Source organism: Mesorhizobium comanense, from assembly GCF_005503535.1.
In the GTDB taxonomy this organism is placed as follows: Bacteria; Pseudomonadota; Alphaproteobacteria; order Rhizobiales; family Rhizobiaceae; genus Mesorhizobium; species Mesorhizobium comanense.
In genome coordinates this window covers 283,105-297,380 of sequence record NZ_SCNN01000006.1, presented here as the reverse complement: position 1 = coordinate 297,380, position 14,276 = coordinate 283,105, and the positions used below count along the sequence as shown (strand labels likewise).

At 65.2% G+C, this 14,276-nt stretch carries 14 protein-coding genes; 5 read left to right on the top strand and 9 right to left on the bottom strand.

Annotated features, from left to right (window positions below; all coding sequences use genetic code 11):
* Positions 1-73: 73 nt before the first annotated feature.
* The 4 genes from FFS37_RS13825 (at position 74) to FFS37_RS13810 (ending at position 4,495) form a co-directional block, all read left to right on the top strand.
* Positions 74-1,084, top strand: coding sequence for an ABC transporter permease (locus tag FFS37_RS13825; RefSeq protein ID WP_137931504.1), 1,011 nt, complete (start codon positions 74-76; stop codon positions 1,082-1,084).
* Positions 1,085-1,147: 63 nt separating this feature from the next.
* Positions 1,148-2,122 (top strand): sugar ABC transporter substrate-binding protein, encoded by a 975-nt coding sequence (locus tag FFS37_RS13820; protein WP_137931503.1) that lies wholly within the window; start codon positions 1,148-1,150, stop codon positions 2,120-2,122.
* 52 nt (positions 2,123-2,174) lie between these two features.
* Positions 2,175-3,737 carry a sugar ABC transporter ATP-binding protein gene (locus tag FFS37_RS13815; protein WP_137931502.1) on the top strand — a complete coding sequence of 521 codons (1,563 nt, stop codon included), beginning with the start codon at positions 2,175-2,177 and terminating at the stop codon, positions 3,735-3,737.
* Complete coding sequence (locus FFS37_RS13810) at positions 3,734-4,495, top strand: SDR family NAD(P)-dependent oxidoreductase (protein ID WP_137931501.1); 762 nt, start codon at positions 3,734-3,736, stop codon at positions 4,493-4,495. The genes FFS37_RS13815 and FFS37_RS13810 overlap by 4 nt, the downstream gene beginning before the upstream one ends.
* 24 nt (positions 4,496-4,519) lie before the next feature.
* Here the strand turns inward: FFS37_RS13810 and FFS37_RS13805 are convergent, their stop codons facing one another.
* The 9 genes from FFS37_RS13805 to FFS37_RS13765 all read right to left on the bottom strand — a co-directional run bounded on the left by FFS37_RS13805 (position 4,520) and on the right by FFS37_RS13765 (position 12,492).
* Positions 4,520-5,227, bottom strand: coding sequence for a GIN domain-containing protein (locus tag FFS37_RS13805; RefSeq protein ID WP_137931500.1), 708 nt, complete (start codon positions 5,225-5,227; stop codon positions 4,520-4,522).
* A gap of 46 nt (positions 5,228-5,273) precedes the next feature.
* Positions 5,274-5,840 carry a DUF1700 domain-containing protein gene (locus FFS37_RS13800; RefSeq protein WP_137931499.1) on the bottom strand — a complete coding sequence of 189 codons (567 nt, stop codon included), beginning with the start codon at positions 5,838-5,840 and terminating at the stop codon, positions 5,274-5,276.
* Positions 5,837-6,163, bottom strand: coding sequence for a PadR family transcriptional regulator (locus FFS37_RS13795; RefSeq protein WP_137931498.1), 327 nt, complete (start codon positions 6,161-6,163; stop codon positions 5,837-5,839). Before FFS37_RS13795 ends, FFS37_RS13800 begins: the two co-directional genes overlap by 4 nt.
* Positions 6,164-6,382: 219 nt before the next feature.
* On the bottom strand, positions 6,383-7,282 hold the full coding sequence (locus FFS37_RS13790) for an aldose 1-epimerase (protein ID WP_137931497.1): 900 nt from the start codon (positions 7,280-7,282) through the stop codon (positions 6,383-6,385).
* On the bottom strand, positions 7,266-7,847 hold the full coding sequence (locus FFS37_RS13785; RefSeq protein ID WP_232375655.1) for an SDR family NAD(P)-dependent oxidoreductase: 582 nt from the start codon (positions 7,845-7,847) through the stop codon (positions 7,266-7,268). The genes FFS37_RS13790 and FFS37_RS13785 overlap by 17 nt, the downstream gene beginning before the upstream one ends.
* Positions 7,848-7,852: 5 nt before the next feature.
* Complete coding sequence (locus FFS37_RS13780; RefSeq protein ID WP_137931496.1) at positions 7,853-8,632, bottom strand: SDR family NAD(P)-dependent oxidoreductase; 780 nt, start codon at positions 8,630-8,632, stop codon at positions 7,853-7,855.
* A gap of 82 nt (positions 8,633-8,714) precedes the next feature.
* Positions 8,715-9,710, bottom strand: coding sequence for an ABC transporter permease (locus tag FFS37_RS13775; protein ID WP_137931495.1), 996 nt, complete (start codon positions 9,708-9,710; stop codon positions 8,715-8,717).
* 51 nt (positions 9,711-9,761) lie between these two features.
* Positions 9,762-11,300, bottom strand: a complete 1,539-nt coding sequence (locus FFS37_RS13770; protein ID WP_137931542.1) for a sugar ABC transporter ATP-binding protein — start codon at positions 11,298-11,300, stop codon at positions 9,762-9,764.
* Positions 11,301-11,529: 229 nt separating this feature from the next.
* Positions 11,530-12,492 (bottom strand): sugar-binding protein, encoded by a 963-nt coding sequence (locus tag FFS37_RS13765; protein WP_137931494.1) that lies wholly within the window; start codon positions 12,490-12,492, stop codon positions 11,530-11,532.
* 614 nt (positions 12,493-13,106) lie between these two features.
* Here FFS37_RS13765 and FFS37_RS13760 point away from each other — a divergent pair.
* Positions 13,107-14,225, top strand: coding sequence for a LacI family DNA-binding transcriptional regulator (locus FFS37_RS13760; protein WP_171026269.1), 1,119 nt, complete (start codon positions 13,107-13,109; stop codon positions 14,223-14,225).
* The last annotated feature ends 51 nt before the right edge of the window (positions 14,226-14,276 follow it).

Sequence of the window (14,276 nt, the reverse complement as noted above, 5' to 3'; positions counted from 1 at the left end):
GCGTGCCGACACCGGCACGGGTGAATGGAGCCGGCCGCGAGAGCCGGCAACCGGCACCGCCAGGGAGGTCAGGATGAACAGCGCGGCTGAAGCAGGCTCGCCGATCGCGGATGCACGGTCATTGCGGCGGCGGCTCATCGGCTTGATAGCCGTCGGCGAGGTCGGCGTGCTGGCGGCCATGGCGTTGCTGATCGCCTTCTTCTGGCTGCTCGAACCGGCCTTCCTGTCGGAGCGCAACATCCGCGCCATTCTCAACGTCGTCTCCTTCGTAGGCATCATCGCCATCGGCCAGACCATTCTTCTGGTCGCCGGTGAATTCGACCTGTCGGTCGGCTCGGTGGCCGGGCTGTCGGCCGTGGTCGCCGCCAAGCTGATGACGGCCGCTGCCCTGCCGGTCAGCGTCGGCATTCTCGGCGGCATCGGCGTCGGCGCGCTGATCGGGCTGCTCAACGGGTTGATCGTCGTCAGGCTGGGCATTCCCGCCTTCATCCAGACGCTCGGCATGCTGTTCATCGGCCAGGGCCTGATCCAGGTGGTGACCGGCGGCTATCCGGTCTACCCGCTGCCGGAGGCGGTCAACACGATCGGCGGCACCGATCTCGCCTTCGGTCTCGGCTGGAGCTTCGCCTTCTTCATTGTCGCGGCGATCGCCGCCGACTTCGTGCTGCGGCGCACCGTGCTCGGCCGCAACATGTATGCCACCGGCGGCAACAAGGAAGTGGCGCATCTCGTCGGCATCAACACCAATGCCTACAAAATCGGCGCCTTCATCACCGTCGGCGCGCTGTCGGCGGTCGCCGGCATGTTCGTCATGGCCGATCTCGGCAGCGGCGGCACCTCGATCGGCAGCGGTTGGGAACTGACCGTCATCGCCGGCGTCGTGGTCGGCGGCGTCAGCCTGTTCGGCGGCGCCGGCACGGTGGCCGGCGGCGTGGTCGGCATCCTGATGCTGAAGGTCGTGCAGAGCGGCCTCGTCGTCATCGGCGTCAACTCGAACTGGCAGCAGATCGCGGTCGGCGTGATCATGGTGATGGCCGTCGGCCTCGACATCGTGCGCCGCCGCTACTTCATCGCCGGCGCGTAAACAAACCGCCGGGAATGTGGATATCGCGCCGGCAAAATGCTGGCGAACCAAGGGAGGTAAGGCATGAAGATCGGTTATAAAAAAGGACTGATCCGCGCTGCGTTGGCAGCGGCGGTGGTCGCAACGTCGCTGGGCTCGGTAAGCCTCGCTCAGGCTGCTGACATTCACCTGCTCTGGGTGCAGGCCATGAAGGATCATCCGGTGCACCGGCTGATGCAGGCCGGCTTCCTCAACAAGTGCAAGGAACTCGGCTACACCTGCGAGGTGGTGGGCGACCCGAGCGCCACCAACTGGGACATTCCCGCGACCCTGCCGCTGGCCGAAGCAGCCCTTGCCCGCACCAAATACGACGCCATCGGTGTCTACGGGGTGGATCCTGCGATCTATTCCTACATCACCAAGCTGGCCAAGGAAGGCTTCCCGATCGTCACCTGGCATGTCCTGCCGCCGGAAGGCACCGTCAACGGCCTGAAGGCGGCGACCGGCGAAGACATCGCCGAGGTCGGCGCCAACGCCGCGATCGCCATTGGCGACAAGCTGGGCGGCAAGGGCACGGTGGCGCTGACGCAAGGCGCCTCCAACGACACCGAAAACGCCATGTCGGACGCCTTCCGCAAGACCATCGCAGCGAAATATCCCGGCATCAAGGTGCTCGACACGCAGATGGAAGGGTTTGAGCCTTCCGCCGCCGAGGCCAAGGCAGTGGCCATCCTGCAAGGCAATCCCGACGTGACCGCCGCTTTCGGCACCACCGGCAACAGCATCCAGACCTGGTCCGGAGCCGCCCGCAAGGCCGGACGCGACGTCGTCATCATCGGCATGGACTATATCAGGCAGAATCTCGACCTGGTGAAATCGGGCGCCGCCTACGGCATCGTCGCGCAGCCGCTCTACGAGGAAAGCGCCAAGGTGGCCGAGCTTCTCGGCGATCTCGCCCAGGGCAAGACAGTGACCTACCTCAACCCGTTGCCGGCCAAGGTGATAACCGCAGCCGACCTCGAGCCCTACTACAAGATGCTGGACAGCGCCGGCCAGTAGAACATGCCGCCGGACCTGCATCGCGGGTCCGGCGTCTCCCGGGAGGAAATTCGTGTCCAACGCCTCGCCACAGAAGCTGCTTTCGGCAACCGCGATCGCCAAGAATTTCGGCGGCGTCCAGGCCCTGCGCGGTGTCGACTTCGATGTCGTGGCGGGCGAAATCCACGCGCTGCTGGGCCAGAACGGCGCCGGCAAGTCGACGCTGGTCAAGATTCTCAACGGCGTGCATCCGGCCGGGTCCTACACCGGCACCATCATGCTCGACGGCCAGCCGGTCAGCTTCGCTTCGCCGGCGGATGCGCGATCTCACGGTGTCGGCTACGTGCCGCAGGAAATCGAGGTTCTCGAACAGCTGTCGGTGGCGGAGAATGTCTTTGCCGGCCGCACCGGCCTCGGCGACGGCGTGCTGGTGCGCCAGCGCAGGCTAGAGCAGCGGGCCGGCGAGATTTTCGCCGACCTCGGTATCGACATCAACCCCAGGGCCTATGTCGCGTCTTTGACCTCGGCGCAGCGGCACCTGGTGATGATTGCACGCGCCATCGTCATGAAGCCGCGCGTGCTGATGCTGGATGAACCCACCGCCTCGCTTTCGGGCACGGAAGTGGATGCGCTGTTTGCCGTGCTGCGCCGGCTGAAGGCACAGGGCGTGGCGATGATCTACATCACCCATCGCCTGCCCGAGGTGCTCGCCATCTGCGATCGCGCCACCGTGCTGCGCGACGGTCAGGTGGCGGTGCGGATCGCAAGAGAGGATTTCGATGCCGAAACCTTCATTTTCTCCATGTCGGGCCAGAGGCTGCAGCGGCTGTTTCCCGAGCACGCGGCGCCGGTCGGCGCACCGACCGCGCTGGAGGTTCGCCATCTCACGGTAGCCGGCCACAGCGGCGCCGTTCATGGCGCCAGGGACATCAATCTTTCCGTCGCGGCCGGCGAGATCGTCGGGCTGGCCGGCTTGCTCGGCTCCGGACGCAGCGAAATCCTGCACGGCATCTATGGCCGGGTGCACGCCGAGGGCGAGATCCGCGTCGCCGAACGCCCGATCGCGGTCAGGTCGCCAAGTGACGCCCGTGCCGCCGGTATCGCGCTGCTGACAGAGGACCGCAAGCGTGATGGCCTGCTGTTCAACCTGCCGGTCGGCGCCAACATCACCATCGGCAATCTCGGCCCGCTGTCACGCAACGGCGTGGTTCGGAGTGGGGTGGAAAAGAGCTCCATCCTGGCGGCCATGCGCGCGCTCAACGTAAAGGCCTCGTCGCCGCAGGCTTCCGTCACGCATCTTTCCGGCGGCAACCAGCAGAAGCTGCTGTTTGCCCGCGTACTGATGCGGGCACCGACCGTGTTGCTGCTCGACGAGCCGACAAAGGGCGTCGACGCCGCGACCCGCCACGAAATCTACCGCCTGGTGGTCGAACTGGCGGAGAAGGGCGTCGGGCTGCTCATCGTCGCCTCGGAACTGGAGGAGCTGATCGGCCTTTGCGACCGCTGTCTTGTCGTCGCCGATGGCCGCATCGTCGATGAGTTCGGCCGGGGCGAAGGCGGCGAGGACCGCGTGTTGCGCTCGGTGACAGCGGCGCAGGCCGAGCGGCAAGCCATGGCTTCGCGGGTTTCATCATGACGTTTGCCGGCAAAAAGATCTTCGTCACCGGCGCGGCGACCGGGATCGGCCGGGCCACGGCCTGTTATCTCGCGGCCGAAGGCGGGCACGTGTTCGGCGCCGGGCTCGACGGTGACGAAGGCAGGGACCTGGCAGCCAGTGATACTACGGGCCGCCTTGCCTTTTACGAGAGCGACCTCACCCGCGAAGCGGACGTGCAGACAGCTGTGGCGGCGGCGCGGGAGCGGCTTGGCGGGCTCGACGCGGTCGTCAACTGCGCGGGCATCTATCCGACAGGCAAGCGGCTGGAAGAGCTTTCGGACGAGGATTGGGACCAAACCATCGCCGTCAACCTGACGGCGATCTTCCGCGTCTGCCGGGCGACGCTGCCGCTGCTGCGCGCGGCCGGCGGCGGCTCGATCGTCAACATCGCCTCGGTACATGCCGACGCCACGGTTCCAGGCGTGCCTGCCTATGCCGCCACCAAGGCGGCGGTCGTCGGCCTGTCGCGGCAGATGGCGCTCGACTATGCCGTCGACCGCATCCGCGTCAACGCCGTGCTGGTCGGTTCCGTGGCCACGCGCATGACGCTGGACGGGCTGGAGGCGGCAGGCGGCGCGGAGGCGCTCGGCCTGTCCTTCGAACCGAACCGGATCGCCCGCATCGCCAACCCCCGCGAGATCGCCACGGCCATCGGCTTCCTGATCTCGGATGCCGCTTCCTTCGTCACCGGCAGCGCGATGCAAGTGGATGGAGGCCTGCTGTCGCGGCTGCTTTAGGGCCGCGCGGGCTGCGGCCGAAGACTACGGCACCTGCGTGATGCTGCCGCTGCCTCTGATTTCGGAACGCCGCATGGTCGGGTGACCGTAGAGGTCGACGTCGCCGCTGCCGGAAATCGAGACATCGGCGTCGGCCTGCGCGGTAACTTCGGCGTCGCCGCTGCCGCGTATCTCGATCTGCGCGGACTGGGCGACGAGGTCCTTGAGCCGTCCCGAGCCCGAGCCGGAAATCTCCAGGCCGACCGTCTTGGCGGTTCCGGAGGCGGTGACGCTGCCGCTGCCACGGATGCTCAACCGCAGCTTGGGCTGATTGACCTCAGACAGCGCGAGATCGCCGCTGCCGAGCAATCTCCAGTCCGTGATCGCCGGACCCGTCACGCTGACATCGAGTTTGGAAGCGAACCAGCCGCCGTCGCAATCCAGGCTGAGCTTGCTCCCCTCCATCCGCACACGATCGGTCAGCGACGAATCGCCACTCACTGTAACCTCGGCCTTGTCCCCGGGCTGGTAACGGACAGTAGCCGGCAAAGCGATGGTGAAGCTGTCATCGGGAGTGAACTGCAGCTTGACTTCCTTCCTGGTCGATGTGGTCGGCCCGCAGGTGGATTGCCCGCCAATCCACGACCCTCCGGAATTGACCCAGTCCGGCCCAGCAAGACCGATGCCCACGGCCAGGAAGAGGCCGGCGCCTATCAGGCCGACCGTTGCGACGAATGCCAATTTTCCGGTCATTGTACGGCTCCTTCGACGTCATGACAGATTGTGTGTCCGCCAACGCTCACGCCGGGTTGCGGTCCGACTGAGTGATGCGGGAATGCAGCCGGGCGTAGCGCCCGACGACCCGTATGCCCGCGCCCGAGGCCAGCAACAGCAGGGCGCCGCCGCCAAGGAACATGCTGACCAGTCCGGCGCCGATGAAGACGCGGCCGAGCGTGGCCGACACCGTGCCGCCAGGATCGAACAGCAGCGTTGTCAGAATGATCTTGATGCCGAGCGCGCCGATGGCGACAAGGGTGATGCCAAGGCCGAGCGCCAGCACCACCGCGGTGATGAGCAGCGGCAGCAGAAAGACGATATCGACAAAGGCGAGGCCCGCCAGGGCGAAGGTCGCCGCCAGCATGTTGGAGACGCTCCAATGCGCCTCGAAACGGCGCAGGCCGGCTTCCGCGCGCAGTTCCCGGGCGATCCTGGCCGGATCCCCCAGCGCCGCCGCGACTTCGGCTTCGCTGCGGCCCGAGGCATCTGCGAAATGCGCGGCGTAGTCGCCAAGGATGTCATCGATCTCCTGAGACGCCATGCCGGCAAGTTCCTGTCTCAGCGTGCGCAAGAAAGCGTCCCTGGTCATGGCAAGTCCTCCAGAAGTTTGTCGACCGCGCCCGAGAAGGCGCGCCAATCGCGGCTGTGAGCTTCGAAGGCCTTCTGGCCGAGCGGCGTCAGCCGGTAATATTTGCGTGGCGGGCCACTGCTCGATTCGACGATGCGGGTCGCGACCAGCCCGTCATTCTGCATGCGACGCATGAGGGGATAGATCGTGCCTTCCCCCATGTTCACCGCCGCCACCAGCATGCTGGCGATCTCGTAGCCATAGCTTTCCCCTCGCGACAGCACGGCCAGCACGCACAGATCAAGCGCGCCTTTTCGCAGCTGGACTTGGATCGAGTCGGTCATCGAATGTCTCTATTTTCCTGGAGTGTATATAACACGCTACCTGTTTATGCAAGGTAGTGGTTTATCCTTCTTCATGCGACCAGTTGGGCAGCCGTCACATGAGCAGAACGCGACCGGGCAAGTGCTGCCTGGCTGGCTCAGCGCCCCTCAGGGCTGACGGTTTCCCGCCTCGAATTGCATGGAAACAAAGAGTTGGGAGAGAGGCCGGCCTTCCCGGACTCAGGCTCCGAGCGCGAAGGGCATGAACCTGACAGCGCCGGCAGCGCTTTGACCGGGGGCAAGCACGATCACGCCTTGCGCCGGGTCGTCCCATCGGCCGCGGTTGAATGCGCCCGAGGCATTGGTCTGCGGCTCGACGCAGAAATAGGGTTTTGCCGGATCGGCATAGAGCATCAGATGGCCGAAGACCGGATCGGCCTTGATGCGCAGCCCGGCGCCGCGCGCCGGAAAGCGCAGAGTCGCCTCGCCGTCCCAGCCGCCATAATCATTGTTGCGCCATCCGCCCGGCAACGACCTGCCCTGGGCAAAGTCGAGTTCGGACGGCAGGGTGATCGGGTCGCCCGAAATGCCGTCGGGTTCTTCCAGATAGAAGTGCCTGGCCCTGAACCGCAGCGTGACGTCCGGGTCGCGGTCGAACCACGGGTGCAGGCCGAAGCCGAACGGCAAGGTCTCCGATCCGGTATTGGTCAATGTCATGGTCACGCTCAACCCTTCGCCCGAAACGGCGAAGAGCTGCGTGGCACGATAGGAAAAGGGTTCGTCGCCGCCAGCGATCTCCAGCGACAGGCTTGCCCCGGCAGGCCCCGCCTCGGCGACGGTCCAGGCGTTTTGCCAGCCGCTGCCGTGGACGTTGAACTTTTCCGGCGCATTGTTGGGCAGCACCCGCCAGCGTCTTGCCGCGAAATCGAAACTGTTTCCGGCAATGCGGTTGGCGTAGGGCGTCATGGGGAACATGGCGACACCAAGCACGTTGCCGGCTTCGCGATCGCCATCCGACAGCCGGCGCATCAGATCGATGCCGCGCCAGCGCAGGAAACTCACGGAGCCGCCAATGGCGGGCACCAGCCCGACCTCCAGGGCTGCGGCCTTCAGCGTCAAGGGTTCAGAAATTGCGTCCATAACCTGCCGTCCATCCACCGTCGACGCCCAGCATCTGGCCTGTCGTGTAGGTGTTGAGTGGATCGCAGAAGAACAGCACCGCCGCAACAGCTTCCTCGATGCTGCCGGCGCGGCCGACCGGGATGTGGCTGAGCATCGCCTTGTCGCCGGACACCATGGTCTCATCCTCGACCGCACCAACGCCGACGGCATTGACCAGCACGGTCGGCCCGAACTCCATGGCCAGCGTTCGCATGCCGGCCAGAATCGCGGCATTCTCGATGGAAAAGCGCGGATGCCGCCGCATCGGCATGCCGGCGACCGCCGAGACCAGGAAGACGATGCGTCCGCCGCCGCGCTCGGCCATGGCCTTGGCCACCTTGCGGGCATCGGCATGCTGGCAGCGCGGATCCTGCGCCGTGGTTCCCGGGCGCAACGGATTGGACATCAAAAGGATGTCGGCGGCTTCAGCCGCTTCAACGATGGTGCCGCCATTGGCGCGTAGCGCGGCAAGCACGCCATCGACAACCGGATTGCTCTCACCGTCCAGCGCGATCGCCGCGCCCGCGAGATCGATTTCCATCATGCCGCTCACATCATGTATCCCGCTGTCCAGCCGCCGTCGACGGCCAGAACCTGACCGTTGATGTAGCTGGCGGCCGGCGAGGCCAGGAACAGCACCGCCTCGGCGATCTCCCGCGGCTCGGCCGGCCGGCCGAGCGGCACATGGTCAAGGAATTCCTGCGTGCGGCCGGCGAATTTGCCATCCTCGCCATAGAACAATTTGGCTGTCAGCGCCGTCATTACTGAACCCGGCGCGATGGCATTGGTGAGGATACCCTGACTTCCGAGTTCGATCGCCATCGAGCGCGTCAGATGGATGATGCCGGCCTTGGCGGCGACAAACGGGCTTTGCAGGCGCATGGCGGCAAGGCCGACGACCGACGCGATGTTGACAATGCGCCCGCCGCGACCGGCGGCGAGCATCGGCCCAAGTGCCGCACGGCTCATGACGTAGAGGCCGTCGAGATCGATACCGGTGATGCGGTCCCATTCGTCCGGCGGGAATTCGTCGAGGGTGACGCGGTGCGCCAGCGTGTTGACGCCGGCATTGTTGATGAGGATGTCGAGCCGGCCATGGCGTTCCATGACCGCGGCGATGGTGGCGTCCACCGATCCGCCATCACGGATATCCGTGATACAGGCCATCGCGCCGGCAAGGCTTGCGGCGACCTGATTCGCGCCCTCGCCGTTTATGTCGGCGACGGCCACAGCCGCGCCATTGTCGGCCAGGCGTCTGGCGATGGCACCGCCGATCGCGCCGGCGGCCCCGGTGACCAGTGCGACCTTGCCTCGCAAATCGCAGCGCATATTTCCGTCAGCCTCCGCCAGAACGGTTATGCTATTATAATAATTGAGGCATGGCAGCAAGCACCGGATCGTCGTCTGACGGTTATTCGGCGGCCGCGCCGACCGCGCCCTTGCGGGCCGCGTCGACCATCCTCCGGCGGGCCCTGAACACCCCCCATTGCTGGTCGACCAGCACGCCGATGAGGATGACGCCGCCCATCACCGCGAAGTTGAGGGAGGAGGGAATGCCGAGCAGGTTGACGAGATTCTGCAACTCCTGCAGCAGCACCGTGCCGAGGATCACGCCGATCAGCGAGCCCTCGCCGCCACGCAGCGAGAAGCCGCCGAGGACGGCGGCGGCGATGGCATAGAGTTCGTAGAACTGGCCATGGCTGGCGGGCGAGATCGAGCGCGTGTACATGGCGAAATAGATCGCCGACAGCGCGGTCAGCACGCCGCAGATGACATATGCGGCCATGACCACGCGCCCGGTGCGGATGCCCGAGTATTTCGCCGCCTCCTCGTTCTTGCCGATCGCATAGAGATAGCGGCCGAACACCGAACGGTGCAGCACTACCCACATGACGATGGCGATGACGATGAGAGCGATGAAGGAGTTCGGCACGCCCCAGGACCGGCCGGCGGTCAGGAATTCCAGAGTGGGAAAATTCTGGCCGAAGGCAAAACCCGCCGTACCGTCGGCGGTGTAGAAGCGCGCGACGCCGCGATAGATCAACAGGCCGCACAGCGTCACCACGAAGGGTTGCAGTTTCAGCCGCGTGATCAGCCAGCCATGCACCAGGCCGATGATTGCGCCCAGGACGATGATCAGCACGAAGGCCAGCGGCCAGTCCAGTTCGCGCACGGCTATGAAGTCGATGAACAGGGTTCCCAGCAGCGCCACCAGCGATCCGACCGAAAGCTCGATGCCGCCAGTGATGATGACGAAGGCCTGGCCGATGGAGAGGATGCCGAACAGGCCGATCAGGTTGGACGTGTTGGCAAGATTGATCGGCAGCAGGAAGCGCGGATTGATGACCGCCACGATAGCGCCGACCACCAGGATCAGGATCAGCAGGCCGAGATCTTTCTTGCTCATCGTCTTCTCCCCAATGCCTGCTTGCGCTGATGTCGCGAACCCGAGGCGAAACTATTTCGGCTGCTTGCCCACCGCCAGCAGCAGCACGTTTTCCTGGCTGAACCGGTCCTTGTCGAGAATGCCCGAGATCTGGCCCTCGTGCATGACGGCGATACGGTCGGACACGCCGATCACCTCCTCCATGTCGCTGGAGATCATGAGCACGGCGACGCCCGCGTCCGCCAGTCCGCGCATCAGCCCGTAAATCTCGGCCTTGGCGCCGATGTCGATGCCGCGCGTGGGCTCATCGAGGATCATCACCTTCGGGTTCATGGCCAGCCACTTGCCCAGCACCACCTTCTGCTGGTTGCCGCCAGACAGCGTGCCGGTGCGCGTCTCGACCGAAGGCGCCTTGATGCCGAGATCCTTCTTCTGCTTCTCGGCGGTCAGTGTTTCGGCTTTTGCGGACACCAGCGAGCGTCTGGCGTGTGCCGGCAGGTTGGGCAGCGAGATATTCTGCGCGATCGACAGGTCGAGGAGGATGCCGGTGAGCTTGCGGTCTTCCGGCACGAGAAAAATGCCATGCGCCACCGCGTCGGCGGCCGAACCCAGCACGAGCGGCTTGCCGTCGAGTTCGAGCGTGCCGCCAAGGCTGCCGTCTATGCCAAAGAACACCCGCGCCAGTTCGGTGCGGCCGGAGCCGACAAGGCCGGCGAGACCGAGGATTTCGCCGCGCCGGACTTCAAGGTCGACCGGGCGGCCGGGATAGGTGGGGGTACGGATCGCCTTGGCGGAAAGCGCCACGGCGCCGGGCGCGCGCGCCGCCTCCGAGGCCTTTTCGCGCTCCTTCAGCATGCGGCCGATCATCAGCTTGACCATCTGGTCGTGATTGATGTCGCGCTTGCCCAGCGTACCGGCCAGCATGCCGTCGCGCAGCACGACGACGCGGTCGGCGACGCGCTCCACCTCGTGCAGGCGATGTGAAATGAAGATGACGCTGATGCCGTCGCTCTTCAGACCCTTGATGACATCGAGCAGCTTGTCGGTTTCGGCGATCGGCAGGCTCGATGTCGGCTCGTCGAGAATGACCAGCCGTGCCTTGATCGACAGCGCCTTGGCGATCTCGACCATCTGCTGCTGGGCGAGCGACAGGTCCGCGACCTGCGTGTCGGCGGAAAAATTGGCGCCGACGCGCTTCAGGAGCGGCGCCACCATCTCGCGCAGCTTGGCGCGATCGACGAGCCTCAGCGGCCCGGCGCGCAGCGGTTCGCGGCCGAAGAAGATGTTGGCGGCGACATCGAGGTTCTCGAACAGGTTGAGTTCCTGGTGGACGAAGGCGATGCCCGAACCCAGGCTGCCCTCCACGCTCAACCCCTTGTGAAGAGTGCCATCGACCGAGATGGTCCCGGTGTCCGGCGTGGTGACGCCGCCGAGGATCTTCATCAGGGTCGATTTGCCGGCGCCGTTCTCGCCGACGAGGCCGATGACCTCGCCCGGCATGACATCCATGGAGAAACCATCCAGCGCGACGACGCCAGGATAGGTCTTGCGCACGTTCTCCAGGCTGAGAAACGGGGTGGTCGCGGCGATGGAGGTGTCGGAATAATTCATCATGCCTGACAGCGATTGGCGGGCCGACCTCCCCGTAGACTGACGGGCCTTGAGAGGCCCGTCAACAACAAGCGAGGCTTTCACGTCAGCGTCGCGCTGCCCCTCACCCCTACCCTCTCCCCATAAGGACGGGGAGAGGGGTTCGCCAGCGCTGGAACTTCTCCCCTCTCCCCGTTCCTAAACGGGGAGAAGGTGCCGGCAGGCGGATGAGGGGCAGCGTCAACGCCGACTATTTTCCGGCCATCGCCTTCAGGTTGGCGGCATAGGCGTCGACATCATCCTTGCCGATGATCTTGGTCGGGATGATGATGAGGTTGCCCGCCGGGATGCCCGACTTGTCGCCCTTGAGGTAGGCGGCCATGAGCTTCATGCCCTGATAGGCCCATTCGAAGGGCTGCTGCACGACGGTGGCGGCAATGGTGCCTTCCTTGACGCCGCCCAGCGTGATCGGATCGTCATCGAAGCCGACGACGGTGATCGAGCCGAGCTTGCCGGCATCGCGCAGCGCTTCATAGATGCGCGGCGTGTTGTAGGAGTAGAAGCCGACCATGCAGGTGATATCTGGGCTGGCGACCAGCGCATCCTCGACGTTCTTCTTGGCGCGCGCCTGGTCGATGTCGTCGCCGCGCACGTCGACCAACTCGATCTTGCTGCCGGCAAGGCCATCCTTCATGCCCTGGATGCGCTCCTTGGCGTTATCGGCGCCGAGCAGGCCGACAAAGCCCAGGCACTTGCCGCCATTGGGCATGGCCTTCTTGGCGATTTCGGCCGCCTGCTTCCCGGCGTCGACATTGGACGAGCCGATATAGGCGACGCGCTTGGTCTGCGGGGCGTCGGAATCCGTGGTGAACAACGCCGTTTCCGAGGCGATCTTGTTCAGCCCGTCGGTCGAGGTCTTGGGATCGACGGCTGAAACCATGATGCCCTTGACGCCGGCGGTGACCAGATCGTCCATCAGCCGCTGCTGGATGGCGACCGAGGACTGCTCGGGATATTTGAGCTCGAGATTATAGTCGGGCAGTTCGCCCTGCGCCTTCTTCACCCCGGCTTCGGCGGCCTTCCAGAAGTCGGAAGCGCCGTTCACGACGAAGGCCAGGGTCGGCTTGTCGTCGGCACGCGCGATGGCCGTCGCCGTCAGGCCGACAACCAGGGCCGCGGCGGCCACGGATGCATTTCGTATCAAGGATTTCATGTTCAACCTCCCGTTTTGGTCCAGCCGTGCGGCCGACCGGTCTTGCTCACTTACAATTTGCCTTGCTCACCCGAATTTGCCGTGCTGCGGGCTGGACGCCCCTTCCTCCTCAAGGGTTCCCGGCACAGAAAGAATGGCATCGCTCCAGCCACGGCCACGGACTTTAGAGACTCATCCCTCATTCGTAAATAGTCCGATTTGTCAGACATATCACATGTCCGAGACAACACCTCGCGGAGACGAGATCCGCCCGCCGTCGGGTCATTCAGGTATCACTCCCACCGCTTCCAGGCTCCGGCCGGGCAGGATGCGATGGATTGACGTTACAGTGCAATTTTGTATTAGTAAACAGTATTAGTTCGGAGCTTCCCCTGAAGCACCAACCTGCGGCCTCGTAACCAGTATGCCAGCGAGATCGCCCCCTCGCACGCGGGAACTCGAGCCTCGCGGCCCATGTGTGTTACGGCCTCCGGAGCTGGATGAGCAATGGACCTCGCGACTGATAATAGGTATAAATTGCGCAACCGCGTTCTATAAATGAACGCCGCCACGCCATCTTGTCGGCCCGGCAGGTCGCCGTTAGACAGGAGCCGGGAATTGGGGACACCAAGCCAATGAGCGAGACGACGGATCCGGCCATCGAGACGCCGAAGCGCCGAAAGGCGCCGGCCAAGCCCAAGGGCCGCGTCACCATGACCGACATCGCCCGAGCCGCCGGCTGCTCGCAGGCGACGGTTTCCTTCGTGCTCAACAATTCGCCCGGAATAAGACTGTCGCAGCAGACGCGCGAACGGGTGATCGAGGCCGCGCGCGCCCTTGGCTACAGCGCGCCCGCCTTCTCGGCGCTGAAGGCGCCGGCCGTCGCCTTCGAGGGGCCTGCCTTCGACCGGCTCGATGGCGTCATCGGCTTCGCCGTCGACCAGCTTGCCACCAGCCCGGAAGCGGTGGTCGCCATCGAGGGCGCGCGCCAGGCTTCGTGGAACGCCGGCAATGTGCTTCTGGTGGCGCAGACCATGGGCGACGCCATCATGGAGCCCCGCGCCATTTCTGCGCTGACCCGGCGAGGCATCTCGGCGCTCATCTACATGACCATCTTCACCCGCGAGATCACGGCGCCCGACTTCCTTTACGGGCTCGACATCCCGGTGATCCTGCTCAACTGCTATACGGCCGACTATGCCTTTCCCGCCGTCGTGCCTTCCGAGATCGCCGGCGGCCAGAGTTCGACCCGGCACCTCATCAGCCACGGCCACCGCCGCATCGCCACCATCACCGGCGAGCCGTGGATGCAGGCGGCGCAGGACCGGCTGAAAGGCTACCGCCGCGCGCTCGCCACCGCCGACATCCCCTTCGACCCCGAACTGGTGGTGGAGGGTGACTGGTCGGCCAGCGCCGGCTATGCCGCGACCGTTAAGCTGCTGGCGCTGAAGGACCGCCCGACCGCGATCTTCTGCCAGAACGACCGCACCGCGATAGGCTGCTACGAAGCGCTGAAGGAGGCCGGCCTGCACATCCCGCAGGACATCTCGGTCGTCGGCTATGACGACGAGGAAATCGCCCGCCACCTGTTCCCGCCGCTGACCACCTCGATCCTGCCGCATATGGCGATGGGCCAATGGGCGATCGAGCAGCTGGAAGCGCCGCCCGCGCCCGGGCGCGGGCGCTACCCCATCACCAAGCTGGAGTGTCCGCTGGTAGAGCGCGAGAGCGTGCGGGTCGTGGCGGGTGAATAATCCCGGCGGGGGGCCGGCCGCCTGATCGCAGTATGCGGCCGGGCAATTGTC

Excerpts from the sequence above, each read along its gene's own strand:
- FFS37_RS13800 (WP_137931499.1), bottom strand. The coding sequence starts at position 5,840 with ATGACCAGGGACGCTTTCTTGCGCACGCTGAGACAGGAACTTGCCGGC.
- FFS37_RS13765 (WP_137931494.1), bottom strand. The coding sequence starts at position 12,492 with ATGAAATCCTTGATACGAAATGCATCCGTGGCCGCCGCGGCCCTGGTT.
- FFS37_RS13795 (WP_137931498.1), bottom strand. The coding sequence starts at position 6,163 with ATGACCGACTCGATCCAAGTCCAGCTGCGAAAAGGCGCGCTTGATCTG.
- FFS37_RS13825 (WP_137931504.1), top strand. The coding sequence starts at position 74 with ATGAACAGCGCGGCTGAAGCAGGCTCGCCGATCGCGGATGCACGGTCA.
- FFS37_RS13810 (WP_137931501.1), top strand. The coding sequence starts at position 3,734 with ATGACGTTTGCCGGCAAAAAGATCTTCGTCACCGGCGCGGCGACCGGG.
- FFS37_RS13760 (WP_171026269.1), top strand. The coding sequence starts at position 13,107 with ATGAGCGAGACGACGGATCCGGCCATCGAGACGCCGAAGCGCCGAAAG.
- FFS37_RS13785 (WP_232375655.1), bottom strand. The coding sequence starts at position 7,847 with ATGATGGAAATCGATCTCGCGGGCGCGGCGATCGCGCTGGACGGTGAG.
- FFS37_RS13770 (WP_137931542.1), bottom strand. The coding sequence starts at position 11,300 with ATGAATTATTCCGACACCTCCATCGCCGCGACCACCCCGTTTCTCAGC.
- FFS37_RS13820 (WP_137931503.1), top strand. The coding sequence starts at position 1,148 with ATGAAGATCGGTTATAAAAAAGGACTGATCCGCGCTGCGTTGGCAGCG.
- FFS37_RS13775 (WP_137931495.1), bottom strand. The coding sequence starts at position 9,710 with ATGAGCAAGAAAGATCTCGGCCTGCTGATCCTGATCCTGGTGGTCGGC.
- FFS37_RS13805 (WP_137931500.1), bottom strand. The coding sequence starts at position 5,227 with ATGACCGGAAAATTGGCATTCGTCGCAACGGTCGGCCTGATAGGCGCC.
- FFS37_RS13780 (WP_137931496.1), bottom strand. The coding sequence starts at position 8,632 with ATGCGCTGCGATTTGCGAGGCAAGGTCGCACTGGTCACCGGGGCCGCC.
- FFS37_RS13790 (WP_137931497.1), bottom strand. The coding sequence starts at position 7,282 with ATGGACGCAATTTCTGAACCCTTGACGCTGAAGGCCGCAGCCCTGGAG.